At 58.4% G+C, this 25,196-nt stretch carries 21 protein-coding genes; 5 read left to right on the forward strand and 16 right to left on the reverse strand.

Annotation, left to right across the window (positions count from 1 at the left end; genetic code table 11):
• Window positions 1-49 precede the first annotated feature (49 nt).
• From lpdA to sdhC, 7 genes are all read right to left on the reverse strand, one after another.
• Window positions 50-1,486: a dihydrolipoyl dehydrogenase gene (lpdA, locus tag KGA81_RS01610; RefSeq protein ID WP_108231346.1), complete on the reverse strand. Its 1,437-nt coding sequence runs from the start codon at window positions 1,484-1,486 to the stop codon at window positions 50-52.
• 110 nt (window positions 1,487-1,596) lie between these two features.
• A complete protein-coding gene (gene odhB, locus KGA81_RS01615; protein ID WP_223544282.1) occupies window positions 1,597-2,811 on the reverse strand; it encodes a 2-oxoglutarate dehydrogenase complex dihydrolipoyllysine-residue succinyltransferase in 1,215 nt (404 codons plus the stop codon).
• A gap of 42 nt (window positions 2,812-2,853) precedes the next feature.
• Window positions 2,854-5,685, reverse strand: coding sequence for a 2-oxoglutarate dehydrogenase E1 component (locus tag KGA81_RS01620; RefSeq protein ID WP_223544283.1), 2,832 nt, complete (start codon window positions 5,683-5,685; stop codon window positions 2,854-2,856).
• Window positions 5,686-5,959: 274 nt separating this feature from the next.
• The gene (locus KGA81_RS01625) at window positions 5,960-6,664 is read right to left on the reverse strand and encodes a succinate dehydrogenase iron-sulfur subunit (protein ID WP_108219935.1); all 705 of its coding nucleotides are present in this window, start codon (window positions 6,662-6,664) and stop codon (window positions 5,960-5,962) included.
• 11 nt (window positions 6,665-6,675) lie between these two features.
• Complete coding sequence (gene sdhA / locus KGA81_RS01630) at window positions 6,676-8,448, reverse strand: succinate dehydrogenase flavoprotein subunit (protein WP_223544284.1); 1,773 nt, start codon at window positions 8,446-8,448, stop codon at window positions 6,676-6,678.
• A 3-nt stretch (window positions 8,449-8,451) separates the two neighbouring features.
• The gene (sdhD, locus tag KGA81_RS01635; protein ID WP_095139417.1) at window positions 8,452-8,820 is read right to left on the reverse strand and encodes a succinate dehydrogenase, hydrophobic membrane anchor protein; all 369 of its coding nucleotides are present in this window, start codon (window positions 8,818-8,820) and stop codon (window positions 8,452-8,454) included.
• Window positions 8,814-9,188 carry a succinate dehydrogenase, cytochrome b556 subunit gene (gene sdhC, locus KGA81_RS01640; RefSeq protein ID WP_033052382.1) on the reverse strand — a complete coding sequence of 125 codons (375 nt, stop codon included), beginning with the start codon at window positions 9,186-9,188 and terminating at the stop codon, window positions 8,814-8,816. The genes sdhD and sdhC overlap by 7 nt, the downstream gene beginning before the upstream one ends.
• 363 nt (window positions 9,189-9,551) lie before the next feature.
• On the opposite strand from sdhC, the gene gltA reads away from it, so the two are divergent.
• Window positions 9,552-10,841 (forward strand): citrate synthase, encoded by a 1,290-nt coding sequence (gene gltA / locus KGA81_RS01645; protein ID WP_007977501.1) that lies wholly within the window; start codon window positions 9,552-9,554, stop codon window positions 10,839-10,841.
• 707 nt (window positions 10,842-11,548) lie between these two features.
• On the opposite strand, the gene KGA81_RS01650 is transcribed toward gltA, so the two are convergent.
• From KGA81_RS01650 to KGA81_RS01660, 3 genes are all read right to left on the reverse strand, one after another.
• Window positions 11,549-13,207, reverse strand: coding sequence for a cation acetate symporter (locus KGA81_RS01650; protein WP_223544285.1), 1,659 nt, complete (start codon window positions 13,205-13,207; stop codon window positions 11,549-11,551).
• Window positions 13,204-13,515 carry a DUF485 domain-containing protein gene (locus KGA81_RS01655; protein WP_223544286.1) on the reverse strand — a complete coding sequence of 104 codons (312 nt, stop codon included), beginning with the start codon at window positions 13,513-13,515 and terminating at the stop codon, window positions 13,204-13,206. The genes KGA81_RS01650 and KGA81_RS01655 overlap by 4 nt, the downstream gene beginning before the upstream one ends.
• Before the next feature lie 240 nt (window positions 13,516-13,755).
• Window positions 13,756-14,607 carry a glycine betaine ABC transporter substrate-binding protein gene (locus tag KGA81_RS01660; protein WP_223544287.1) on the reverse strand — a complete coding sequence of 284 codons (852 nt, stop codon included), beginning with the start codon at window positions 14,605-14,607 and terminating at the stop codon, window positions 13,756-13,758.
• A 288-nt stretch (window positions 14,608-14,895) separates the two neighbouring features.
• On the opposite strand from KGA81_RS01660, the gene KGA81_RS01665 reads away from it, so the two are divergent.
• Window positions 14,896-16,491 (forward strand): glycosyl hydrolase family 17 protein, encoded by a 1,596-nt coding sequence (locus KGA81_RS01665; RefSeq protein WP_223544288.1) that lies wholly within the window; start codon window positions 14,896-14,898, stop codon window positions 16,489-16,491.
• 111 nt (window positions 16,492-16,602) lie between these two features.
• Here KGA81_RS01665 and KGA81_RS01670 read toward each other — a convergent pair whose 3' ends face one another.
• A complete protein-coding gene (locus KGA81_RS01670; RefSeq protein ID WP_223544289.1) occupies window positions 16,603-16,971 on the reverse strand; it encodes a hypothetical protein in 369 nt (122 codons plus the stop codon).
• Between the two features lie 225 nt (window positions 16,972-17,196).
• Between KGA81_RS01670 and KGA81_RS01675 the strand changes: the two genes are divergently transcribed.
• Window positions 17,197-18,495: a serine/threonine protein kinase gene (locus KGA81_RS01675; RefSeq protein WP_223544290.1), complete on the forward strand. Its 1,299-nt coding sequence runs from the start codon at window positions 17,197-17,199 to the stop codon at window positions 18,493-18,495.
• Entirely contained in the window at window positions 18,488-19,276 is a 789-nt protein-coding gene (locus KGA81_RS01680; protein ID WP_223544291.1) for a VacJ family lipoprotein, read from the forward strand. The genes KGA81_RS01675 and KGA81_RS01680 overlap by 8 nt, the downstream gene beginning before the upstream one ends.
• A 127-nt stretch (window positions 19,277-19,403) precedes the next feature.
• Here KGA81_RS01680 and KGA81_RS01685 read toward each other — a convergent pair whose 3' ends face one another.
• Entirely contained in the window at window positions 19,404-20,318 is a 915-nt protein-coding gene (locus tag KGA81_RS01685; RefSeq protein WP_223544292.1) for a DUF808 domain-containing protein, read from the reverse strand.
• A 134-nt stretch (window positions 20,319-20,452) separates the two neighbouring features.
• On the opposite strand from KGA81_RS01685, the gene KGA81_RS01690 reads away from it, so the two are divergent.
• Complete coding sequence (locus tag KGA81_RS01690) at window positions 20,453-21,058, forward strand: TetR/AcrR family transcriptional regulator (RefSeq protein WP_223544293.1); 606 nt, start codon at window positions 20,453-20,455, stop codon at window positions 21,056-21,058.
• A gap of 169 nt (window positions 21,059-21,227) precedes the next feature.
• Here the strand turns inward: KGA81_RS01690 and KGA81_RS01695 are convergent, their stop codons facing one another.
• From KGA81_RS01695 to KGA81_RS01710, 4 genes are all read right to left on the reverse strand, one after another.
• Window positions 21,228-22,631: an amino acid permease gene (locus KGA81_RS01695; protein ID WP_223544294.1), complete on the reverse strand. Its 1,404-nt coding sequence runs from the start codon at window positions 22,629-22,631 to the stop codon at window positions 21,228-21,230.
• A gap of 98 nt (window positions 22,632-22,729) precedes the next feature.
• Window positions 22,730-23,584, reverse strand: a complete 855-nt coding sequence (gene kynA, locus KGA81_RS01700; RefSeq protein WP_223544295.1) for a tryptophan 2,3-dioxygenase — start codon at window positions 23,582-23,584, stop codon at window positions 22,730-22,732.
• Window positions 23,581-24,246, reverse strand: a complete 666-nt coding sequence (gene kynB, locus KGA81_RS01705) for an arylformamidase (RefSeq protein ID WP_223544296.1) — start codon at window positions 24,244-24,246, stop codon at window positions 23,581-23,583. The genes kynA and kynB overlap by 4 nt, the downstream gene beginning before the upstream one ends.
• 293 nt (window positions 24,247-24,539) lie before the next feature.
• Entirely contained in the window at window positions 24,540-24,980 is a 441-nt protein-coding gene (locus KGA81_RS01710; RefSeq protein ID WP_223544297.1) for a GlcG/HbpS family heme-binding protein, read from the reverse strand.
• Between the last annotated feature and the right edge of the window lie 216 nt (window positions 24,981-25,196).

Raw genomic sequence — 25,196 nt, forward strand, 5'->3', positions numbered from 1 at the left:
GCATGCAAGGCTCACGACGGGCCAAACCGCCGTGGTTTCTTATTATGTCTTAACGCTTCTTGCGGTTGGCGATGTGAATGGCGCCGCCATTCACTGCCAAAGCAGCTTCGTGCAAGGCTTCAGACAGGGTCGGATGGGAGAAAACCATCATGCCCAGGTCTTCAGCGCTGGTGCCGAATTCCATACCGATCGCGCCCTGCTGAACCAGTTCTGCAGCGCTTGGGCCAATCACGTGGACGCCCAATACGCGGTCTGTCTTGGCATCTGCGATGACCTTGACGAAACCACCGGTGTCGTTGGCAGCCATGGCACGGCCAGAGGCTGCGAACGGGAAGGTGCCGACGTTAACTTCAACGCCTTCAGCTTTCAAGGCCTGCTCGGTTTTACCGACCCACGCGATTTCCGGGTGAGTATAAATAACCGAAGGGATCAGGTCATAGTTCATCTGGGCCTTGTGGCCCTTGATGCGCTCGACAACCATGATGCCCTCTTCCGAGGCCTTGTGCGCCAGCATCATGCCGCGAACCACGTCACCGATGGCGTAAACGCCCGGTACAGTGGTGGCGCAGTGATCGTCGACGTGCACGAAACCGCGCTCGTCCAGGGTCACGCCGCAGTCGGCAGCCAGCAGATCAGTGGTCACCGGACGGCGACCAACGGCTACGATCAGCTTGTCGAAAGTGATGTTCTGTTCGCCCTTGGCATCGGTGTAGTTAACCACGACTTCGTCGCCGTTCACTTTGGAACCGGTTACGCGAGCGCCCAGCTTGATGTCCAGACCCTGTTTGGTCAGGGTTTTCAGCGCTTCCTTGGAAACAGCGGTGTCCGCTGCCATCAGGAAGGTGTCCAGGGCTTCCAGGACAGTCACTTCTGCACCCAGACGCGACCAGACCGAACCCAGTTCCAGACCGATCACGCCAGCGCCGATCACGCCCAGACGCTTAGGCACGGATTGGAATTCCAGGGCGCCGGTGGAGTCGACGATCACATTCTGGTCAACCGGAGCTGGCGGAATGTCGATCGGACGCGAACCTGGAGCCAGGATGACGTTTTCGGCTTCGATGATTTCTACCGAGCCGTCTGGCTTGGTGACTTCGACTTTCTTGCCGGCCAGCAGCTTGCCGTGACCCTGGATCGAGGTCACACCGTTGGCTTTGAACAGGGTCGCAACGCCGGAGGTCAGGCCTTTGACGATGTTGGCTTTACGGCCGACCATCGCTGGCACGTCCATGGTCACGCCAGCGTGATTGATACCGTGGATCGCGAAACCGTCCTGGGCTTCGTGGAATTTCCACGAGCTGTCCAGCAGGGCCTTGGATGGAATGCAGCCGACGTTCAGGCAAGTACCGCCGAGGGCCAGTTTGCCTTCCTTGTCGGTGTATTTCTCGATGCAGGCAGTGGAGAGGCCCAGTTGCGCTGCTTTAATGGCAGCCACGTAGCCGCCAGGGCCCGCGCCAATCACTACCACGTCGAATTTCTGAGTCATGTGTCATTCCTTCTCGAATCAAACCGGACGACCCCTTTTGGGGACCGTCGTGGGACGAAGCTGGTCATTACAGAAGGGCCGTCCATCGCTGAGCGGCCCGTGCAACGAAATCAGATATCCAGCAGCAAACGAGCCGGGTCTTCCAGCAGGTTCTTGATGGTAACCAGGAAGGTCACAGCTTCTTTGCCGTCGATCAAACGGTGATCGTAGGACAGTGCCAGGTACATCATCGGACGGATAACGACCTGACCGTTGATGGCCATAGGACGCTGGATGATGTTGTGCATGCCCAGGATGGCCGCTTGTGGCGGGTTGACGATCGGAGTCGACATCATCGAACCGAAAGTACCACCGTTGGTGATGGTGAAAGTACCACCGGTCATTTCGTCCATCGACAGTTTGCCGTCGCGGGCTTTCTTGCCGAAGGTGGCGATGCCGCCTTCGATTTCAGCCAGGCTCATCAGTTCGGCGTTACGCAGGACCGGTACAACCAGGCCGCGATCGCTGGAAACTGCAACGCCGACGTCAGCGTAGCCGTGGTAAACGATGTCGCCGCCGTCGATCGACGCATTGACAGCCGGGAAGCGTTTCAGCGCTTCGGTGGCCGCTTTCACGAAGAACGACATGAAGCCCAGGCGCACGCCGTTGTGGGACTTCTCGAACAGATCCTTGTACTTGGAACGCAGCGCCATGACTTCGGTCATGTCGACTTCGTTGAAAGTGGTCAGCATCGCCATGTTCGACTGAGCTTCAACCAGACGCTTGGCAACGGTGGCCCGTACACGGGTCATCGGTACGCGCTTCTCGATGCGCTCGCCAGCAGCGAACACCGGAGCAGCAGCGGCAGGTGCGGCAGCCTTGGCAGGCGCGGCAGCCGGTGCGGCTTTCTTGGCAGCAACGGCTGCAACCACGTCTTCCTTGGTCACGCGACCGCCTTTGCCGGTGCCGGCAACGGAAGCGATGTTGATGCCGTTCTCTTCAGCCAGCTTGCGGGCAGCTGGAGCAGCAACAGGATCGTCTTCGCCTTCGGCGGCAGCTGGAGCAGCGGCAGCCGCTGGAGCAGCAGCGGCTGGAGCGGTGGCGCCACTGCCTTCGCCGATGGAGCCCAGTACTTCGTCGGACAGAACAGTGTCGCCTTCGTTCTTGATGATCGCGCCCAGCACGCCGTCAGCGGTGGCCAGGACTTCCAGCACGACCTTGTCGGTTTCGATGTCGACGATCAACTCGTCACGCTTGACGGCGTCGCCCGGTTTTTTGTGCCAGGTGGCAACGGTGCCATCGGCAACCGATTCCGGGAAAGTGGGGGCTTTGATCTCGATAGCCATTGTCTGTGGTTCCTTAAATTCGGTTTCAGGTGCGCGAAGGCGTTAAACAGTAAAGGCGTCTTGCAGCAGTTGTTCCTGCTGTTCGGCGTGCATCGATGCGTAACCGCATGCAGGTGCAGCAGAAGCCTCACGGCCCGCGTACTCGAGTACGAGAGACTTGTTGAGAATGCTGATGCTGCGACGCATGTGGTGTTGGCTGCAGTACCAGGCACCCTGGTTCATCGGCTCTTCCTGACACCAGGCGGCATGCTTGACGTTGGTATAAGGCGCCAGGACTTCTTTCAAGTCGTCCTCAGGGAATGGGTACAACTGCTCGATACGCACGATGGCGATGTCGTCACGACCTTCGGCACGACGTTTTTCCAGCAGGTCGTAGTAGACCTTGCCGCTACACAGAACAACGCGCTCGACCTTTTTCGGGTCCAGGGCATCGATTTCCGGAATAACGGTCTGGAACGAACCTTCGGCCAGATCTTCCAGCGTCGAGATGGCCAGCTTGTGGCGCAGCAGCGACTTCGGAGTCAGGACTACCAATGGTTTGCGCAGCGGGCGAATCACCTGGCGGCGCAGCAAATGGTAGATCTGAGCCGGCGTCGTCGGCATGCACACCTGAATGTTGTGCTCGGCGCACAGCTGCAGGTAACGCTCCAGACGAGCCGAGGAGTGCTCCGGACCCTGACCTTCATAACCGTGCGGCAGCAGCATGGTCAGACCGCACAGACGGCCCCACTTGTGCTCGCCACTGGTGATGAACTGGTCGATAACGACCTGGGCGCCGTTGGCGAAGTCGCCGAACTGGGCTTCCCAGAGAACCAGGGCATTCGGCGTGGTGGTCGAGTAACCGTACTCGAACGCCAGCACCGCTTCTTCGGACAGGAACGAGTCGTACAGGTCGAAACGTGGCTGACCGTCGTACAGGTTCTGCAACGGGATGTAGGTACCCGCGTCTTTCTGGTTGTGCAACACGGCATGACGGTGCGAGAACGTACCACGGCCGATGTCCTGGCCAGTCATGCGGATCGGGTGACCTTCGAACGCCAGGGTCGCGTACGCCATGGTTTCGGCGTAACCCCAGTTGATCGGCAGGCCGCCGGCTTGCATCTTCTGACGATCTTCGTAGATCTTCGCAACCTGGCGCTGAACCACGAAGCCTTCCGGGATTTCCAGCAGCTTGGCGGACAGTTCCTGCAAGGTCTTGAGGTCGAAACGAGTGTCGTGACGCGCGGTCCAGGCGTGGCCCAGATACGGACGCCAGTCCACGAACAACTCTTTGTTCGGCTCTTTGACCAGGCTTTTCACGACGTGCAGACCGTTGTCCAGCGCGTTGCGGTATTCATCGACTTTCGCCTGAACACGCTCTGCGTCCAGCACACCGCCCTGGGTCAGACGATCGGCATACAGCTCACGGGTGGTGCGCTGCTTGGTGATCTGCTGATACATCAGTGGCTGGGTGCCGCTAGGTTCGTCAGCCTCGTTGTGGCCACGACGACGGTAGCAGACCAGGTCGATCACCACGTCACGCTTGAACTGCATGCGGTAGTCGATGGCCAGCTGGGTCACGAACAATACGGCTTCCGGATCATCACCATTCACATGGAGGATCGGCGCCTGGATCATTTTCGCAACGTCGGTCGCGTACTCGGTGGAGCGCGAGTCCAGCGGGTTGCTGATGGTGAAACCGACCTGGTTGTTGATCACGATGTGCACGGTACCGCCGGTCTTGAAACCGCGGGTCTGCGACATCTGGAAGGTTTCCATGACCACGCCCTGACCTGCGAACGCAGCGTCACCGTGGATGGAGATCGGCAGAACCTTCTCACCGGTTGGATCGTTACGACGGTCCTGACGGGCGCGAACCGAACCCTCGACCACCGGGGAAACGATTTCCAGGTGGGACGGGTTGAACGCCATGGCCAGGTGAACTTCACCGCCGGAGGTCATCACGTTGGACGAGAAGCCCTGGTGGTATTTCACGTCACCGGAACCCAGCTCGACCTTCTTCTTGCCTTCGAACTCGTCGAACAGCTCGCGCGGGTTCTTGCCGAAGGTGTTGACCAGTACGTTCAGACGGCCACGGTGGGCCATGCCGATGACGATTTCCTTGGTGCCGTAGGAACCGGAACGCTGGATCAGCTCGTCGAGCATCGGAATCAGGCTTTCGCCGCCTTCCAGACCGAAACGCTTGGTACCCGGGTATTTGGTACCCAGGTATTTTTCCAGGCCTTCACCGGCGGTCACGCGCTCGAGCAGGTGGCTCTTGATGTCGGTGGAGTACACCGGACGACCGCGCACGCTTTCCAGACGCTGCTGGAACCACTGGCGCTGCTCGGAATCGGTGATGTGCGTGAATTCAGCGCCGATGGTGCGGCAATATGTCTGCTGCAACGCTTCGTGAATTTCGCGTAGGCTCGCTTCCTCTTTGCCGATGAACAGGTCGCCGGCACGGAAGGTCGTATCAAGATCGGCATTGGTCAAGCCGTAATGATTGATCGACAGGTCTGCAGGTGCAGGACGCTGCCACAGTCCCAGCGGGTCAAGCTGGGCTGCCTGGTGGCCACGCATACGGTAGGCCTGGATCAATCGCAGCACTTCAACTTGCTTCTTTTCGTGCTCACTGCTCACGCTGCCGGCGGAAACCGGTTGGGCGCGGCGCTGGTTCTTTGCCAGCAAGACGAAATGATCGCGAATTGTGGAGTGCGAAACATCGGTGGCAGAGTTGCCGTCAGCAGGCAACTTCTGGAAGTAGGTGCGCCACTCTTCTGGCACAGCGTTAGGGTCGTGCAGGTAGAGCTCGTAAAGCTCTTCCACATAGGCAGCGTTACTACCGGATAGGTAGGCACTGTTCCACATGCGCTGCATCACGCTTTCTTGCATGCTTGGTCACCCTCGGTTAGGGGAACACCATCGGCGTCGACACCGAGCAAACTTGCAGAAGTCCGAATGCAGCGACCAAAACAAGCCACTAGGATCACACTGATAGTCCGGGTACCAGCCCGGATGCCCCTGCTTGTCTCATTTCTTCAAAATAAGAGCCGCAGCCTTTTAAGCTGCTGCCCAGGTTAAAACTACGGCGCCGGTTGAAGCCTGCGCCGTAGCATCTACGGGTACAGCGGTACTACATCTGCAACAGCTGGGTACAGCAGCTGAATCACACGCCGCTCGAGAGCAACATGTTACGGATGTGACCGATGGCCTTAGTCGGGTTCAGGCCTTTCGGACATACGTTGACGCAGTTCATGATCCCGCGGCAGCGGAATACGCTGAACGGGTCATCCAGCGAAGCCAGACGCTCGGACGTCTTGGTATCACGGCTGTCTGCCAGGAAGCGGTACGCTTGCAGCAGGGCAGCCGGACCCAGGAACTTGTCCGGGTTCCACCAGAAGGACGGGCAAGAGGTCGAGCAGCAGGCGCACAGGATGCACTCGTACAGACCGTCGAGCTTTTCACGTTCTTCAGGGGACTGCAGACGCTCGATGGCCGGAGCCGGCGTGTCGTTCTGCAGGTATGGCTTAACCTTTTCGTATTGCTTGTAGAAGATGCTCATATCGACGACCAGGTCACGGATAACCGGCAAACCTGGCAGAGGACGAACGATCAACTTGTTCCCTTTTACGACAGCAGACAGCGGCGTGATGCACGCCAGGCCGTTTTTGCCGTTGATGTTCATGCCGTCGGAACCGCAAACACCTTCACGGCAAGAGCGACGATAGGAAAAACCCTCGTCCTGCTCTTTGATCAGGGCCAGCACGTCCAGCACCATCAGGTCTTTACCACCGGTATCGACCTGGAATTCCTGCATGAACGGCGCGGCGTCCTGATCAGGGTTGTAACGATAAACGCTGACTTTCAACATGGCGGCCACCCTTAATAAGTCCGAATCTTAGGTTCAAAAGTCGGAACAGTCTTCGGCGAGAAGTTCACGGCACGCTTGGTCACGCGCTTGTCACCCGGGAAGTACAGGGTGTGACACAGCCAGTTTTCGTCATCACGGTCTTCGAAGTCTTCACGGGCGTGAGCACCACGGGACTCTTTACGTACTTCTGCAGCGATGGCGGTGGCTTCGGCCACTTCCAGCAGGTTCTGCAGTTCCAGCGCTTCGATACGCGCAGTGTTGAACGCCTGCGACTTATCGTTGATCTTCACGTTGGCGATGCGCTTGCGCAGATCAGCCAGCTGGGCAATACCCTTCTGCATGTATTCGCCGGTACGGAATACACCGAAGTAGTTCTGCATGCAGTTTTGCAGCTCGCGACGCAGGGTAGCCACGTCTTCGCCTTCGGTACGCTCGTTCAGAGCGGACAGGCGCGACAAGGCTGCCTGGATGTCAGCGTCGGTGGCGTCGTCGTATTCGATACCGTCGGTCAGCGCCTTTTCCAGGTGCAGGCCGGCAGCACGGCCGAATACCACCAGGTCGAGCAGCGAGTTGCCGCCCAGACGGTTGGCACCGTGAACCGATACGCAAGCCACTTCACCTACCGCAAACAGACCAGGAATGATCTCGTCCACGCCATCGGCGTTCTGGGTCATCGCCTGGCCATGAATGTTGGTGGCAACGCCGCCCATCATATAGTGGCAGGTCGGAACAACCGGAACCGGAGCGACAACCGGGTCAACGTGCGCGAAAGTCTTCGACAATTCGCAGATGCCTGGCAGACGGCTGTGCAGCACTTCCTCGCCCAGGTGGTCGAGCTTGAGCATTACGTGGTCGCCATTCGGACCGCAACCGTTGCCGGCAATGATCTCTTTAACCATCGAACGGGCAACAACGTCACGACCGGCAAGGTCTTTGGCGTTCGGAGCATAACGCTCCATGAAACGCTCGCCGTGCTTGTTGATCAGGTAGCCACCTTCACCACGGCAACCCTCTGTAACCAGTACACCAGCGCCGGCAATACCGGTCGGGTGGAACTGCCACATTTCAATGTCTTGTACCGGCACGCCGGCACGCAGCGCCATACCAACACCGTCACCGGTGTTGATCAGGGCATTGGTGGTCGAAGCGTAGATACGACCTGCACCGCCGGTGGCCAGTACGGTGGCCTTGGCACGGATGTAGGTGGTTTCGCCGGTTTCGATGCAGATGGCGATCACGCCGACGAACTCGCCTTGGCCGTTCTTCACCAGATCGACAGCGTAGTACTCGTTCAGGAACACGGTACCGGCTTTCAGGTTGCCCTGATAAAGGGTGTGCAGCAGTGCGTGACCGGTACGGTCGGAAGCAGCGCAAGTACGCGCAGCCTGGCCGCCTTTACCGTAGTCCTTGGACTGGCCACCGAACGGACGCTGATAGATACGGCCTTGCTCGGTACGCGAGAATGGCATGCCCATGTGGTCCAGCTCGTAAACGGCAGCCGGGCCTTCCTGACACATATATTCGATAGCGTCCTGGTCACCGATGTAGTCGGAACCCTTGACGGTATCGTACATGTGCCAGCGCCAGTCATCGTTCGGGTCAGCAGACGCGATCGCGCAGGTGATGCCGCCTTGAGCGGATACAGTGTGCGAACGGGTCGGAAAAACCTTGGTGATCACGGCAGTCTTGTGACCGCCCTGTGCCAGTTGCAGCGCCGCGCGCATGCCGGCACCGCCACCACCAATGATGATGGCGTCGAAAGAAATCGTTGGAATGTTAGCCATGAATCAGATACCCCAGAGAATCTGCACACCCCAGACGAAGTAAGCGAACATCGCGACGCCGCATACTGCCTGGAAAAGGAAACGTACTGCAGTCGCGGACTTGCCCAGCGCCATCGGCGTCAGGTAGTCGGTCGCGATGGTCCACATGCCGACCCAGGCGTGAGCGCCCAGGGCCACCAGGGCCAGCAGACTGAAGATACGCATCCCGTTGTGGGCGAACAGGCCGTGCCATTGCTCATAGCCAATGCCCGGATTCACCGCGAGGTATCCGATCAGGAAGATGAAATAAGCCGCGAGAACGACCGCAGACACACGTTGCGCCATCCAGTCATAAAGACCGGAACGCGAAAGGTTCGTAACGCTGGTTACCATATCCAAACTCCTGCCAGAACGATCAGCACCACGGAAACGGCGATGATAATTTTCGAGCCCAGGCGGCCGCCTTCCAGCGTCTCACCGATGCCCATATCCATGATCAAGTGGCGCACACCGGCTACCAGGTGATAAAGAAGAGCGGACAGGAGGCCCCATGCTACGAACTTGGCCAGCGGGCTGGTCAAGGTTGCCTTCACGTCGGCAAAACCTTCCTCGGAACCCAGGGATTTGCCCAATGCATAAAGCATGAAGCCAAGGCCCAGGAAGAGGATGATGCCGGAAACACGGTGAAGAAACGACGTAACGCCGGTGATGGGGAGTTTGATGGTCCTTAGGTCTAGGTTTACAGGTCGTTGGCTTTTCACGGCTTTTTTTTCACACTGAAGAGCCCCTAACAATCAGGGCAAAGTTGTTGGGGAGTGCACTGGTCAGGTAACCACCACCCAGGGATGCGACCCCCAGTAAAGCAGGCCCAAAAGCCCTTGGCGGTCGGTGGCCGAGTATAGACAGTTAGGCTACTAATGACAACGCAAACACCTAACCCGAACAGCTGATTGCGCAACTGACATAAAAGGCGTAAATGGCAGTCAATTTCGAGGAAAAAGTCCGGTTAAAGCCTTCTGGAGCAAGACTTTAGGCAAATTGACATTCGAATTTATCTCACTATAGTGGTGCGGGCCCTGCGTGGGGGGTCTGTCTGATGATTTCAAGCATAAATAGGAGGCCACATGGCTGACAAAAAAGCGCAGTTGATCATCGAGGGCGCAGCCCCCGTCGAGCTGCCCATTTTAACCGGCACCGTTGGTCCCGATGTTATCGATGTTCGGGGCCTGACGGCCACGGGCCGTTTCACCTTTGACCCAGGCTTCATGTCGACCGCCTCGTGCGAGTCGAAGATCACCTATATCGACGGCGACAACGGCATCCTGCTGCACCGCGGCTACCCGATCGAACAGCTGGCTGAAAAGTCGGACTACCTGGAAACCTGCTATCTGCTGCTCAACGGCGAACTGCCGACCGCAGAACAGAAGGCCCAGTTCGTCAGCACCGTGAAGAACCACACCATGGTTCACGAGCAGTTGAAGACCTTCTTCAACGGCTTCCGTCGCGACGCCCACCCGATGGCTGTCATGTGCGGCGTAGTCGGCGCCCTCTCGGCCTTCTACCACGACTCCCTGGACATCAATAACCCGCAGCATCGCGAAATCTCCGCGATCCGCCTGGTTGCCAAGATGCCGACCCTGGCAGCGATGGTTTACAAGTACTCCATGGGCCAACCCATGATGTACCCGCGCAACGACCTGTCGTACGCGGAAAACTTCCTGCACATGATGTTCAACACCCCGTGCGAGATCAAACCGATCAGCCCGGTACTCGCCAAGGCCATGGACCGGATCTTCATCCTCCATGCCGACCACGAGCAGAACGCTTCGACCTCTACCGTTCGTCTTGCCGGTTCTTCGGGTGCCAACCCGTTCGCCTGTATCGCCGCCGGTATCGCTGCACTGTGGGGCCCTGCCCACGGCGGTGCAAACGAAGCCGTACTGACCATGCTCGATGAAATCGGCGATGTTTCCAACATCGACAAGTTCATTGCCAAGGCCAAGGACAAGAACGATCCGTTCAAACTGATGGGCTTCGGTCACCGCGTTTACAAAAACCGCGACCCACGCGCCACCGTCATGAAGCAGACCTGCGACGAAGTGTTGAAGGAACTGGGCATCCAGAACGATCCGCAACTCGAACTGGCCATGCGCCTGGAAGAGATCGCCCTGACCGACCCGTACTTCATTGAACGCTCGCTGTACCCGAACGTCGACTTCTATTCGGGGATCATCCTCAAGGCGATCGGCATTCCAACCAGCATGTTCACCGTGATCTTCGCCCTGGCGCGGACCGTTGGCTGGATCTCCCACTGGAAGGAAATGCTCTCCAGCCCGTACAAGATCGGCCGTCCGCGTCAGCTGTACACCGGCTACGAGTCGCGTGACATCACCAAGCTGGAAGACCGCAAGTAAGAGCTGTCTTGCTGTAGCGTGTTGAGTTGTACCGGGAACGGCCTCTGCTTTTATATAAAGAGCAGGAGGCCGTTTTTGTTTGTGCGCTTTGGTCGGGTACATATCCATTATTTAGGTAACGGCCGCTATTGGTTCCGCCCTTACGGCGGGTCACTTTCGAAGAGCGCGAAAGTAACCAAAGCGCTTTGCCCCTTACATTCGGTGCCTCGCCTAGGCTCGGCATGCCCTCGCTCCGGTCCTGCTCCGTGGGCCCGCCGCCATCGGCCATCCATGGCCGGGGGCGGCTAACCCGGCATCCATGCCGGGTTGCCAACTGCGCAGAACCTCCACTCGGCCTCACGAGGGGGCGTACACCGCAAAAGCACCCGAGGCGGCCTACCGGCCGGCCTGGTTGCTGATTGAGTTCACTGCAGAATTTCGATCGGCCGGCAAACCGCCATCGCGAGCAGGCTCGCTCCCACAGTATTTGCGTCGAACACAAATTATTCGAATGACACCGAACCTGTAGGAGCGAGCTTGCTCGCGATGAGGCCAGTACATCCAACATTGATGTTGGCTGATAGGCCGCCTTCGCTGGCAAGCCAGCTCCTTCAGTAAATCGGGTACATCCACGAAATTCGGGTCGATTACCGCCCAACAAAAAATGCCCCGATCTCTCGACCAGGGCATTTCCATTCAACACAACTTAAACAGTCAAACCCAAACGCTTAGTGCGAAACCGCCCCACTCGCCCCAAGCCCCGTCTGCGAACGAACAAACTGCGGGAAGAACAGCGCCCGCTCTTTGTCAGCCGCAGTCGACTTGTCAGTAACCGAGAAGAACCAGATCCCGACAAAAGCAATCATCATCGAGAACAACGCCGGATACTCATACGGGAAGATGGCTTTCTCGTGGTGCATGATCTGCACCCAAATGGTCGGGCCGAGGATCATCAGGCCTACGGCACTGATCAGGCCCATCCAGCCGCCGATCATCGCACCCCGAGTGGTCAGCCTTTTCCAGTACATGGAAAGCAGCAGCACCGGGAAGTTGCAGCTCGCCGCAATGGAGAACGCCAGGCCGACCATGAACGCGATGTTCTGGCTTTCGAACAGAATGCCCAGAATGATGGCCAGCACACCCAGAGCAACGGTGGTGATCTTCGAAATGCGAATCTCATCCTTCTCGTTGGCCTTGCCCTTCTTGATAACGCTGGCATACAGGTCGTGGGACACCGCCGACGCACCGGCCAGGGTCAGACCGGCAACCACCGCCAGAATGGTCGCGAACGCTACGGCCGAGATGAAGCCCAGGAAAATGCTGCCACCAACCGCGTTGGCCAGGTGCACCGCCGCCATGTTGTTGCCACCGAGCAACGCGCCGGCCGCGTCTTTGAAGGCCGGGTTGGTGCTGACCAGCAGGATTGCGCCAAAGCCGATGATGAAGGTCAGGATGTAGAAGTAACCAATGAAGCCGGTTGCGTACAGAACACTCTTGCGGGCTTCCTTTGCGTCACTCACGGTGAAGAAGCGCATCAGGATGTGCGGCAGGCCAGCGGTACCGAACATCAGTGCCAGGCCGAGGGAGAACGCCGAGACCGGATCTTTCACCAGGCCACCAGGACTCATGATCGCTTCACCTTTAGGGTGAACCTTGATCGCTTCGGAAAACAGCAGGCTGAAGTCGAAGTTGACGTGTTTCATCACCATCAGCGCCATGAAGGAAGCACCGGACAGCAGCAGGACAGCCTTGATGATTTGCACCCAGGTGGTCGCCAGCATGCCGCCGAACAACACGTAAAGGCACATCAGCACGCCCACCAGGATCACCGCGACGTGATAGTCGAGACCGAACAGCAACTGGATCAACTTGCCGGCACCGACCATCTGGGCGATCAGGTAGAACGCCACCACCACCAGCGAGCCGCAGGCCGACAGTGTGCGGATCTGGGTTTGCCCCAAGCGGTAGGACGCCACGTCGGCAAAGGTGTACTTGCCCAGGTTACGCAGACGCTCGGCAATCAGGAACAGAATGATCGGCCAACCCACCAGGAAGCCGATCGAATAGATCAGCCCGTCATAGCCTGAAGAAAACACCAGCGCGGAAATCCCCAGGAACGAGGCGGCCGACATATAGTCGCCGGCGATCGCCAGACCGTTCTGGAACCCGGTGATCTTGCCGCCCGCCGCGTAGTAGTCGGCCGCCGACTTGTTGCGCTTGGAGGCCCAGTAAGTAATGCACAGGGTCGCCCCCACGAACACGACAAACATCAGGATCGCGGCGACGTTGAGAGGTTGTTTTTGCACTTCACCGGTCAGGGCTTCAGCCGCCCAGGCGCCCGGTGCAAACGCCGCGATGCTCAATAGAGCCAGTAGACGCCGGATCATTGCTGAGCCTCCTTGAGAATCGCATTGTTCAGGTCGTCAAACTCGCCATTGGCACGTCGTACGTAGATAGCGGTCAGGACGAAGGCGGAAACAATAAGCCCGACGCCGATCGGTATGCCCCAGGTAATCGAAGACTCGGGGCTGATTTTCGTCCCCAGCACTTGCGGCCCGTAAGCAATTAAAAGGATGAAGGCAGAGTAAAGCCCTAGCATGATCGCCGAAAGAATCCAGGCGAATCGTTCCCTCTTGCTAACCAGCTCCTTGAAACGCGAGCTGTTTTGAATCGAGAGGTAAATGCTGTCGTTCATTGTTTTTATCCTCGCAGCACAGATTTAGTTGGAACGGTATCCACTCTATGCGGCTGCGGGACAGGTTCCAGACGACCTTAGTCTTAGAACCACATGACGGATTCGCCAATTTCCGGCATGTACAAAACAACTGAGGGAGCGAGCTTGCTCGCGAAAGGGCCATAACATCCAACATCGTTGTTGTCTGTTACACCGCAATCGCGAGCAAGCTCGCTCCCACAGGGTAAAGCAAGGTGCCTGTTATTTAGTCCAGGCAGCCACTCGCTCAGGGTGTTTGGCGACCCAATCCTTCGCCGCCGCTTCAGGCTTGGCACCGTCCTGGATCGCCAGCATCACCTGGCCGATTTCATCCTTGGATTCCCACTGGAAGTTCTTCAGGAACTTGGCCACTTCCGGTGCCTTGGCCTCCAGGCCTTTGCTGCCGATGCTGTTCACGGTTTCAGCCGCGCCGTACACGCCCTTCGGGTCTTCGAGGAAGCGCAGTTTCCACTTGGCGAACATCCAGTGCGGCACCCAGCCGGTCACCGCGATGGATTCGTTTTTCTTCTCGGCACGGGTCAGCTCGGCGATCATGCCGGCACCGGAACTGGCCTTGAGTTGATAACCAGTCAGGTCGTAGTCCTTGATAGCCTGATCGGTCTTGAGCATCACGCCTGAACCGGCGTCGATGCCGACGATACGGTTCTTGAAGCTATCGTCGGTTTTCAGATCTTCGATGGACTTGGCTTTAACGTACTCCGGTACGATCAGGCCGATTTTCGCGTCCTTGAAGTTCGGGCCGTAATCGACGACCTGATCCTTGTTCTTCGTCCAGTAATCGCCGTGGGTCACTGGCAGCCAGGCCGACAGCATGGCGTCGAGTTTGCCGGTGGCCACGCCTTGCCACATGATCCCGGTGGCGACGGCTTGCAGCTTGACGTCATAACCGAGTTTCTGCCTGATCACTTCCGCGGCCACGTTGGTCGTGGCAACGCTGTCCGACCAGCCGTCGACATAACCGATCGTCACTTCCTTGCCGGCGGCACTGGCCACGGTAGAACTGATCGCCAGCACCAAAGCGGCACCTGCGCCCAAGAGTCGTCGCATCTTCATCGTTACTTCCCCGAAAGTGCTGCGCTCGACGGATGCCGAGCCGCTTAAACGTATTGTTATGGTGCACAGCGCCCCCATCACGCCTACCCGCAAACTCGTTCGAACATCAGCGGAGTACTGACGCCTTCGATGATCAACCTGACGCTCTTGGCGACCTGCTCTGCCAGCGACATCGAGGCAACGAGAAACGACATCAGAACGCCATTAATCCTGAGCGCGACCAACACATCGCAGACTCCGCCCGAACATTGCATGTCAAAATCATGCGGGCCACCAAGCACGCGGTAAATGCAGGTAACATGCGCGGCTTTGCTCCCACACGGCCTTTCCATGTCCGCGACATCCCGCTTCCCTTTTGCTGCTTATCTATTCGCTTGCCTGCTTGGGCTGTTTGCCCTGGGCGGCTTCTGGTACGGCCTCGGCAAACCGCTGATATTGCCGGACGCGGCCAGCGCAACGCACAAGCTGCAATGCGCGTCCTACACGCCGTTCGACAAAGACCAATCGCCGTTCGATGTGCCATTCAACCTGCGCCCCGAGCGCATGGACGCCGACCTCGCGCTGCTGTCCAAAAGCTTCGAATGCATCCGCACCTATTCCATGACCGGCCTCGAAGCCCTGCCGGAACTGGCGCGCAAGCACGGCTTGAAAATGATGATCGGCGCATGGGTGAACAGCAACCCGGTGGACACGGCAAAAGAAGTCGACCTGCTGATCGCCTCGGCCAATGCCAACCCGGATGTGGTGAGCGCGGTGATCGTCGGCAACGAAGCCCTGTTGCGCAAGGAAGTCACCGGCGCGCAATTGGCGAAGCTGATCAACAAGGTCAAAAGCCAGGTCAAACAACCTGTCACCTATGCCGACGTCTGGGAGTTCTGGCTCAAGCACCCGGAAATCGCCCCCGCCGTGGACTTCCTGACCATCCATTTGCTGCCGTATTGGGAAGATGATCCATCGAACATCGACGCCGCCCTGCAACATGTAGCCGAAGTACGCCAGGTGTTCGGCAACAAGTTCGCGCCCAAGGATGTACTGATCGGCGAGACCGGCTGGCCCAGCGAAGGTCGCCAACGCGAAACGGCCCTGCCGAGCCGGGTCAACGAAGCCAGGTTCATTCGCGGTTTTGTCGCCATGGCCGAGCAACGGGGCTGGCACTACAACCTGATCGAAGCCTTCGACCAGCCATGGAAACGCGCCAGTGAAGGTGCAGTGGGTGGTTACTGGGGGCTGTTCGATGCCGATCGCCAGGACAAGGGCGTGCTGGCCGGGCCCGTGACCAACGTTCCCTACTGGTCGCAATGGCTGGCGGTGGGTGGCCTGATCTTCATTGGCACGCTGTTGCTTGGCGGCCGGGTTCGCACGACGCGTTCGGCGCTGGTGCTGCCCCTGCTCGGCGCATTGGCAGCCTGCTCGATTGGTGCATGGGGCGATCTGGCACGGGTTACCACGCGCTTTACCAGTGAATGGCTGTGGGTCGGATTGCTGACCGCGCTGAATCTGCTGGTGCTGGCCCATGCCGCACTGACGTTGAGTACGCGTAACGGATGGCGTGGACGGGCTTTCATTTTACTGGAGGGTCGTGCTGGCTGGCTGGTTGCAACGGCAGGTTTCGCTGCAGCCGTGATGATGCTGGAACTGGTGTTCGATCCGCGTTATCGCAGCTTCCCGAGCGTCGCGTTCATCGTGCCTGCGCTGGTTTATCTGTGTCGCCCGGTGAATGTGCCACGCCGCGAAGTTGCGTTGCTGACCTTCATCATAGGTGCCGGCATTGCGCCGCAGCTGTTTCGTGAAGGTTTGCAGAATCAACAGGCCTGGGGTTGGGCGCTGGTGAGTGTGTTGATGGTGGCTGCGTTGTGGCGTTGCCTGCGGGTTCGTATAGCTTGATTCTTTAGCGACCCGACTGGCCTCATCGCGAGCAAGCTCGCTCCCACAGTAGATCTTCAGTGAACACAGAGTTTGTGTACGACAAAGATCCTTGCTCGCGATGACGGACTATCAGGCGCTGCGAGAAGCCCTGACCAACCGCAACCCCGCTATCACCACCGCAAACACCGCCAGCGTCGTGTTGTACAACGCCAGCGCCGGAAAACCGAACATCAGCGCCAGCGCTGCCAACCACCAGCCTGCCCGCCCCGGCACGACAAAGCCGATGATCGCCGCACCCAGCCCAGCCCAGCCCAGCACCCCGAAGTGGATCATCAGCCCCAGGTTCGAACGCACCTGACATTCCCAGCGACTTGCCTCATCCACGCAAATGCCAACCCACTGCGCATCCTCCATGAAGCCATAACGCGCGCCATAACTGGCGGCCAGCCATACAGGCAGCAATGCAAGCAGCAGAAACACGGGAAGGCGGCGAGACATGAAACACTCCAATTGGCGAAAAACGGTGGCCAGCTTAATCGCCCGAATGCGTTTCGCAAGCGATAACAACTGTTAACTGGTCTTTCAATCGCGGCAACGTGTATCGTCCAGCTTTTGCGACTGCGCATTCAGGCCTGTTTGTTGTCGATGGTTGGCACTTTGGCGCAGATCCGATGGTCATAGCCTGCGAAATTCATTCGGCACCTTCTTCTAAGGGATTTAGTCATGCTCCGTTCCTTGCGCTTCGCCGCCCTGTTTGGCGGCCTTATATTGAGTGCGTCCGCAATGGCGGTCGACATTGATGCCGCCAGTTATGGCTACCCCCTGACCAACCCGTTCGAGGCGACCATCGCGACCACGCCGCCGGACCTGCGTCCGGAGTTACCCCTGGACGACGACATCGATCAGGAAGTGCGCAGCGTCACCTTGCGTCCGGAACGGGCGTTCGAATTGCCGGACAATTTCTGGGCGGTCAAGAAACTCGACTACCGCATTGCCACGCAGGATCACGCCGCACCGCTGATTTTCCTGATCGCCGGCACCGGCGCACGCTATGACAGCACCCTGAACGAATACCTGAAGAAGCTCTATTACAAAGCCGGCTACCACGTGGTGCAGTTGTCATCGCCCACCAGCTATGACTTCATGAGCGCCGCATCACGCTTCGCCACGCCGGGTGTGTCCAAGGAAGACGCCGAAGATTTGTACCGGGTGATGCAGGCCGTGCGGGCACAAAACCCGAAAATGCCAGTCACCGATTACTACCTGACCGGATACAGCCTGGGTGGACTGGATGCCGCTTTTGTCGCGCACCTGGACGAAACCCGCCGCAGCTTCAACTTCAAGAAAGTCCTGCTGCTCAACCCGCCGGTCAATCTCTACACCTCGATCACCAACCTCGACAAGCTGGTCCAGACCGAGGTCAAGGGCATCAACAACAGCACCACGTTCTATGAACTGGTACTGAACAAACTGACCCGCTACTTCCAGCAGAAAGGCTACATCGACCTCAACGACGCTCTGCTCTACGACTTCCAGCAGTCCAGGCAGCAGCTGTCCAACGAGCAGATGGCCATGCTGATCGGCACCTCGTTCCGCTTTTCGGCGGCCGACATTGCCTTCACTTCAGACCTGGTCAACCGTCGCGGCCTGATCACTCCACCCAAGTTTCCGATCACCGAGGGCACCAGCCTCACGCCATTCCTCAAGCGTGCGCTGCAATGCGACTTCGACTGCTACATCACCGAACAGGTGATCCCGATGTGGCGCGCCCGCACTGACGGCGGCAGCCTGCTGCAACTGATTGACCAGGTGAGCCTGTATGCGCTGAAGGACTACCTGCACGACAGCCCGAAAATCGCCGTCATGCACAACGCCGACGACGTGATCCTCGGCCCTGGCGACCTCGGTTTCCTGCGCCGGACCTTCGGCGATCGCCTGACCGTTTACCCGCTGGGCGGCCACTGCGGCAACATTAACTACCGCGTCAACAGCGACGCCATGCTGGAGTTCTTCCGTGGCTAAATACCTCCTGCTTTTCGCAGCGTTACTCTGTGCAGGCGTCGCCAATGCCGACAACAGCAAAGCCAACGCCCCCGTGGTCGTCGACAATGATGGTTTCAAGGAGCCGCTGAGCAAACTCAAATTCAACCCGGGTCTGGACCAGCGTGAGTTCGAGCGTTCGACCCTCAGCGCGCTGAACGTCTACGATCCGCTGGAAGAGTGGAACCGGCGCGTCTATCACTTCAACTACCGCTTCGACCAATGGGTGTTCCTGCCGGTCGTCAATGGTTACCGCTATGTCACCCCGAGCTTCCTGCGCACCGGCGTCAGCAACTTTTTCAACAACCTCGGCGACGTGCCGAACCTGATGAACAGCCTGCTGCAACTCAAGGGCCAGCGTTCGCTGGAAACCACCGGGCGCCTGCTGCTCAACACTACCATCGGCATCGCCGGCCTGTGGGACCCGGCCACCGCCATGGGCCTGCCGCGCCAAAGCGAAGACTTCGGCCAGACCCTGGGCTTCTACGGCGTGCCGGGCGGCGCTTATTTAGTCCTGCCGATCCTCGGTCCGTCGAACCTGCGTGATACCGGCGGCCTGGTGGTGGATTACTCGGCCGAGAGTGCGATCAACTTCCTGAACGTGGCCGAAGTCAGCTCCAACCATCCAGAAGTGTTGATCCTGCGCGGCATCGACAAGCGCTACCAGACCACCTTCCGCTATGGCCAGACAAACTCGCCGTTCGAGTACGACAAAGTGCGTTACGTGTACACCGAAGCGCGCAAGTTGCAGATCGCCGAGTAATTCCGGCACCAAAAAAACACTGTGGGAGCGAGCTTGCTCGCGATGGCGATGTGTCAGACAACCTTGTTGGTGACTGACACGACCTCATCGCGAGCAAGCTCGCTCCCACAGTTGTTATATGCCGTCTTCAGCCTTTCAGGGCTTTCCAGATCTTGCTGACGGCCATCACGCCAACCAACACCACCGCCCCTGCGACAATCCCCGCCACGCCATTGAGCAACACCGGCACGATAAATCCGCCGCTACCCGCCGCCGCACCAACCTCTTCGATCCAGTGATGCACCACTGGCACACCGTGGGTCAGGATCCCGCCACCCACCAGAAACATCGCCGCCGTACCGATCACCGACAGGCTCTTCATCATGTACGGCGCAGCACGCAGAATGGCGCCACCGATGCTTTTCGCCAACTGCCCGGGCTTTTGAGTCAACCAGAGTCCAAGGTCATCCAGCTTGACGATGCCCGCCACCAGGCCATAGACGCCGATGGTCATGACGATTGCGATCCCCGACAACACGATGACTTGCTGGCTCAACGGCGCACCAGCCACGGTGCCAAGGGTGATGGCAATGATTTCCGCCGAGAGAATGAAGTCGGTGCGGATCGCGCCCTTGATCTTGTCCTTTTCGAACGCCACCAGATCCACCGCCGGGTCTGCCACCGCTTCGACCAGTTCAGCATGTTCGACCTGATCTTCGGCCTTGCTGTGCAGAAACTTGTGGGCGAGTTTTTCGAAGCCTTCGAAGCACAGATAGGCACCGCCGACCATCAACAACGGGGTGACCAGCCATGGAATGAACGCACTGATGGCCAGCGCCGACGGCACCAGGATCAATTTATTGATGAACGAACCCTTGGCAACCGCCCAGACCACCGGGATTTCCCGCTCGGCCCGCACGCCGCTGACTTGCTGGGCATTGAGTGCCAGATCGTCACCGAGTACGCCAGCGGTTTTCTTGGCGGCCATTTGGGTCATCAATGACACGTCGTCCAGTACGGCCGCGATGTCGTCAATCAGCACCAGCAAACTGCTTCCTGCCATGAATCGGGTTTCCTTCTGCAATGAATGCGCAGCAGCATAGCGCGGCATCACGGGCTGCGGTGCATTCTTGAGCGTCGCGCGAGGCCGGTGATACCATGCGCAACCGCCAGAACAGGCAAGGAATCACCCGGTTTATGAGCACTATCCGCGAGCGCAACAAACAACTGATCCTGCGTGCCGCCAGTGAGGAATTCGCCGACAAAGGCTTCGCTGCGACCAAAACCAGCGACATCGCAGCCAAGGCCGGATTGCCCAAGCCCAACGTCTACTACTACTTCAAATCCAAGGAAAACCTCTACCGCGAGGTCCTGGAAAGCATCATCGAGCCCATCCTGCAGGCGTCGACACCGTTCAATCCGGACGGTGAACCCGGTGAAGTGCTCAGCGGCTACATTCGCTCGAAAATCCGCATCTCCCGCGACCTGCCTTTCGCGTCCAAGGTGTTCGCCAGCGAAATCATGCACGGCGCGCCCCACCTGAGCACCGATCTGGTCGAACAGCTCAATGGCCAGGCCAAACACAACATCAAGTGTATCCAGACCTGGATCGACCGCGGGCAAATCGCCCCCATCGACCCCAACCACCTGATGTTCAGCATCTGGGCCGCGACCCAGACCTACGCCGACTTCGACTGGCAGATCACCGCCATCACCGGCAAGGCCAGACTGGATGAAGAAGATTACGAAGCGGCGGCGCAGACAATAATCCGGTTGGTGCTCAAGGGGTGTGAGGCGGGTTGATGGACCGAGTCGCCAGCATCGCGAGCAGGCGGGCGGTGCGGTCCGCAAATGCGCGCTCTGATTGCGCATATCAGGCTCGAAAAGAGCAATTTCCATACTACAAACGGCTGTGTCATCCGTTTTAAAAGCCCCTTCATTCATTGAATGTCGGGGCTTTGGTCTGGGAAGGCTATTGAACCACCGGCAAGGCCCGATCCTTGGCCATACGCATCCGATAAAAACCGAAGATGATCAACACCCACACCGGTATGGCGAAGACTGAAGCGCGTATCCCTGGAATCATCAGCATGACGCAGATGATCATGGCCATGAAGGCCAGGCACAGGTAGTTGCTATAGGGGAACCAGAACGCCTTGAAGCCCGGCACGATGCCTTGCTGGCCCATGACTTTGCGAAACTTCAGGTGCGTCAGGCTGATCATCGCCCAGTTGATCATCAGCGAGGCGACCACCAGTGCAAAGAGCAACTCAAGCGCTTCATGCGGGGCGAGGTAGTTAACCACCACGGACAGCAGGGTGATCAACGCAGATACGCCCAGCGCCAGTAGAGGCACGCCCTGCTTGTTCAGTTTCATCAGCGCCTTGGGCGCGTTGCCCTGTTCGGCCAGACCATAGAGCATGCGACTGTTGCAGTAGACGCCACTGTTATAGACAGAGAGCGCCGCAGTGAGCACCACGAAATTGAGGATGTGCGCAGCGGTGTCGCTGCCGATCAAGGAGAAGATCTGCACGAACGGGCTGCCGCTATAGGCATCGCCCGAAGCGCCCAGTGTCTGTAACAGTTGATCCCACGGATACAGCGACAACAACACGGTGAGTGCGCCGACGTAGAAGATCAGTACGCGATAAACCACCTGATTGATCGCCTTGGGAATCACTTTTCCAGGTTCGCTGGCTTCGGCGGCGGTGATGCCGACCAGTTCCAGACCGCCAAAGGAGAACATGATGAACGCCATGGACATCAGCAATCCGGTAGTACCGTTGGGAAAGAAGCCGCCGTGACTCCACAGATTGCTGACCGAGGCCTGCGGGCCGCCCGTTGCGCTGAACAGCATGTAGCAGCCCAGGGCGATCATGCCAATGATCGCTACGACCTTGATGATTGCGAACCAGAATTCCATCTCGCCGAAAACTTTGACGTTCATCGTATTGATCAAATTGACCAGGACGAAGAACACCGCCGCGCTGACCCAGGAGGGGACTTGCGGCCACCAGAACTGCACGTACTTGCCGACCGCCGTCAACTCGGCCATGCCCACCAGCACATACAGCACCCAGTAGTTCCAGCCGGACAGAAAGCCGGCATAACCGCCCCAATACTTATGGGCAAAATGACTGAAGGAGCCGGCCACCGGTTCCTCGACAATCATCTCGCCCAGCTGACGCATGATCAGAAAGGCGATGAATCCGGCAATCGCATAGCCGAGGATCATCGACGGCCCGGCCGATTTGAGTACTCCTGCAGAGCCTAGAAACAACCCGGTACCTATCGCTCCGCCCAATGCGATCAGCTGTATATGACGATTTTTCAGCCCCCGCTTGAGCTCGCCTTGTCGCAAGATTTCATCCGCCATCTGGTTACCTTCTAATTGTTATGGTCAGGCATGGTTTGAATGCATCAATTTATTCAATTGCCGCTCGGTTCAAGCGTTCAGACATCACTCTCGGCAACTCAGAGAGTTGAGCGCACTCGCCACAACTCCGGGAACAGCACGGTATCGAGCATCTTGCGCAGATACCCGACACCTTCTGTGCCGCCGGTCCCCGGTTGAAAGCCGATGATCCGCTCGACGGTGGTCACATGCCGGAAGCGCCATTGACGGAACGAATCTTCAAGGTCGATGAGTTTCTCCGCCAACTGATAGAGATCCCAATAACGCGAAGGGTCGCTGTAGACCTCGCGCCAGGCGGCTTCGACCGACGCATCGTGCGCCGTGGGACTGGTCGGATCGCGCTCGAAACGCAATGGGTCGATAGTCAGGCCAGCGCTGACCATCAGGCGAATCGCCTCGTCATACAGCGACGGGGTGGCAATCGCCTTTTCAAGTTCTTGCAACAGCTCCGGCCGATGCGCATGGGGGCGCAACAGGGTCGCGCTTTTGTTGCCCAGAATGAATTCGATCTCGCGGTACTGGAACGACTGAAAGCCCGATGACTGCCCCAGAAAGGGCCGTATCGCGTGGTATTCGGTGGGTGTCATGGTGGCCAACACCGTCCAGGCATGCACCAGCTGATCAAAAATCCGCGAGACCCGCGCCAGCATCTTGAAAGCCGGTGGCAACTCTCCCAGTCGAACGTGTTCACGGGCGGCCTTGAGCTCGTGCAGCATCAGCTTCATCCACAGCTCTGACGTCTGATGCTGGATGATGAACAGCATTTCGTTATGGTCTGGAGACAACGGGTGCTGTGCGCTGAGAATGCGCCCCAGATCCAGGTAGTCGCCGTAACTCATGGAATCGGAAAAATTCAGCTCGGCGTTATGCCATTCCGCCGTCTGGTTTGCAGGTGAATAGGGGCATTGGTTCATTGAGACGGCTCCTCAAGTTGCGGTTTATTCAGTGGACGCAGAATTGCCCTGACCGGACTGGCGTCCAGATGGGCAAAACGCAGTGGCAGCGCAATCAATTCATAGTCCCCTTCCGGGACGTCATCGAGCACGATGCCCTCGAGGATGGCCATGCCATGTCGGGCTACGGCATTGTGCGAATCCATGGTTTTGGATTGCTGAGGGTCCAGCGACGGCGCATCGATACCGATCAAGCGCACACCGAGGCTCGCCAGCAGGTCGACGGTTTCTTTGGCGACTGCGGTGAAATCCGGATCCCAGGTGCTCAACGGCGCTTGTCCCCAAGTGCGCAGCAGCACCCGTTCAGGCAGGTCTTGCAAGCGACCTTCAAGCTGCTCGGGGTGCACCAGCCGGCCGCTGTTCAGGCAATGCAGTACGCGGCAAGGTCCCATATAGACGTCGAGCGATACATCGCCAATAGCCGCACCGTCAGCGCTGTAATGCAGCGGCGCGTCGACATGGGCACCCGTGTGAGGCGACAGGGTGATACGCCCGACATTCACCGGACACTCTGGTCCGAACGTCCAGACGCGCTCTTCCTGAAAAGGTGTATCACCCGGCCAGGTAGGTGTAGCGGTGCTCAAAGGCGGGCTGATATCCCACCACGACAGTGTTGTTTTCATTGCAAAGCTCTCGGCCTGTTCCGAGAGAATGATACGAGTGATACCTGTGAATATTCTTGCGAAAATATTCGGCAGCACCCAAATGTTTCGCACAAAATTCTAAAAAAACGGAATTTACCGGATGGAAATTTCAACGGAAAAAGCGGGCAGCTGAAAAACTGTTCCGGGGCGAAAGTGCGCAGGAGAGTAGTTCGCGAATGGCTGCGCGAAATGGCGCAGACTTTTAGCTGGATGAGTCTGGGAGATTGCTTTCGCGAGCAAGCCCGCGAAAGCGGTAAATCAGACGCCGAAGATCAACCGACCACCCCCGCATCCGCCTTCAATCCCTGCCTCTCGATCGCGCGGATCGCACATTGCTCGTCAACATCTGACAGATCCCCGCTGATGCCCACCGCCCCCAATACAGTCCCGTCCTGATCCCGAACCAACACGCCGCCCGGCACCGGGACGACGCTGCCCTGCCCCAGGCTATTGAGCGCGGCGAAGAAGGCCGGGCGTTGCTGGGCGTCCTGGGCCAGCAAGCGTGATCCCTTGCCCAGGGCGATGGCACCCCAGGCTTTGCCGATGGCGACGTGCGGACGCAGCAGGCTGGCGCCGTCTTCGCGTTGCAGGGTGATCAGATGCCCGCCGGCGTCCAGTACCGCAATGGTCAAGGGCGCCGCGGAAATTGCCCGCCCGGCGGTGATGGCCTCGTTGACCAGGTTGACTGCGACTTTCAAGGTTAAAGCGCTCATGGTGCCGTCCTCATTTTGTTTTTCGGAAAGTCGGTGGGCTGCGCCGTTGCGCCGCGCGCTTTCGCCGCAGCCCGATGTAACAAATAGAACACAATGAATTACTTTTTTGTATACAATAATTATCGAAAGGCGCCACATGCGACGAAAAGCCACAGTAGAACGGGCTTCCGACGAATGAAACGAGCGCTTGAGAAAATGGATTGACCTGCGCCGTCC

Origin of the sequence: Pseudomonas sp. A-B-19, from assembly GCF_019947515.1 — a bacterium.
Lineage (GTDB): Bacteria > Pseudomonadota > Gammaproteobacteria > Pseudomonadales > Pseudomonadaceae > Aquipseudomonas.

Coding starts and splice junctions, on each gene's coding strand:
- KGA81_RS01675 (WP_223544290.1), top strand. CDS start 17,197: ATGCTCCGTTCCTTGCGCTTCGCCGCCCTGTTTGGCGGCCTTATATTG.
- lpdA (WP_108231346.1), bottom strand. CDS start 1,486: ATGACTCAGAAATTCGACGTGGTAGTGATTGGCGCGGGCCCTGGCGGC.
- KGA81_RS01665 (WP_223544288.1), top strand. CDS start 14,896: ATGCAGGTAACATGCGCGGCTTTGCTCCCACACGGCCTTTCCATGTCC.
- KGA81_RS01695 (WP_223544294.1), bottom strand. CDS start 22,631: ATGGCGGATGAAATCTTGCGACAAGGCGAGCTCAAGCGGGGGCTGAAA.
- sdhD (WP_095139417.1), bottom strand. CDS start 8,820: ATGGTAACCAGCGTTACGAACCTTTCGCGTTCCGGTCTTTATGACTGG.
- odhB (WP_223544282.1), bottom strand. CDS start 2,811: ATGGCTATCGAGATCAAAGCCCCCACTTTCCCGGAATCGGTTGCCGAT.
- KGA81_RS01685 (WP_223544292.1), bottom strand. CDS start 20,318: ATGGCAGGAAGCAGTTTGCTGGTGCTGATTGACGACATCGCGGCCGTA.
- KGA81_RS01650 (WP_223544285.1), bottom strand. CDS start 13,207: ATGATCCGGCGTCTACTGGCTCTATTGAGCATCGCGGCGTTTGCACCG.
- sdhA (WP_223544284.1), bottom strand. CDS start 8,448: ATGGCTAACATTCCAACGATTTCTTTCGACGCCATCATCATTGGTGGT.
- KGA81_RS01710 (WP_223544297.1), bottom strand. CDS start 24,980: ATGAGCGCTTTAACCTTGAAAGTCGCAGTCAACCTGGTCAACGAGGCC.
- KGA81_RS01620 (WP_223544283.1), bottom strand. CDS start 5,685: ATGCAAGAAAGCGTGATGCAGCGCATGTGGAACAGTGCCTACCTATCC.
- KGA81_RS01690 (WP_223544293.1), top strand. CDS start 20,453: ATGAGCACTATCCGCGAGCGCAACAAACAACTGATCCTGCGTGCCGCC.
- KGA81_RS01670 (WP_223544289.1), bottom strand. CDS start 16,971: ATGTCTCGCCGCCTTCCCGTGTTTCTGCTGCTTGCATTGCTGCCTGTA.
- KGA81_RS01625 (WP_108219935.1), bottom strand. CDS start 6,664: ATGTTGAAAGTCAGCGTTTATCGTTACAACCCTGATCAGGACGCCGCG.
- kynB (WP_223544296.1), bottom strand. CDS start 24,246: ATGAAAACAACACTGTCGTGGTGGGATATCAGCCCGCCTTTGAGCACC.
- gltA (WP_007977501.1), top strand. CDS start 9,552: ATGGCTGACAAAAAAGCGCAGTTGATCATCGAGGGCGCAGCCCCCGTC.
- KGA81_RS01655 (WP_223544286.1), bottom strand. CDS start 13,515: ATGAACGACAGCATTTACCTCTCGATTCAAAACAGCTCGCGTTTCAAG.
- KGA81_RS01660 (WP_223544287.1), bottom strand. CDS start 14,607: ATGAAGATGCGACGACTCTTGGGCGCAGGTGCCGCTTTGGTGCTGGCG.
- kynA (WP_223544295.1), bottom strand. CDS start 23,584: ATGAACCAATGCCCCTATTCACCTGCAAACCAGACGGCGGAATGGCAT.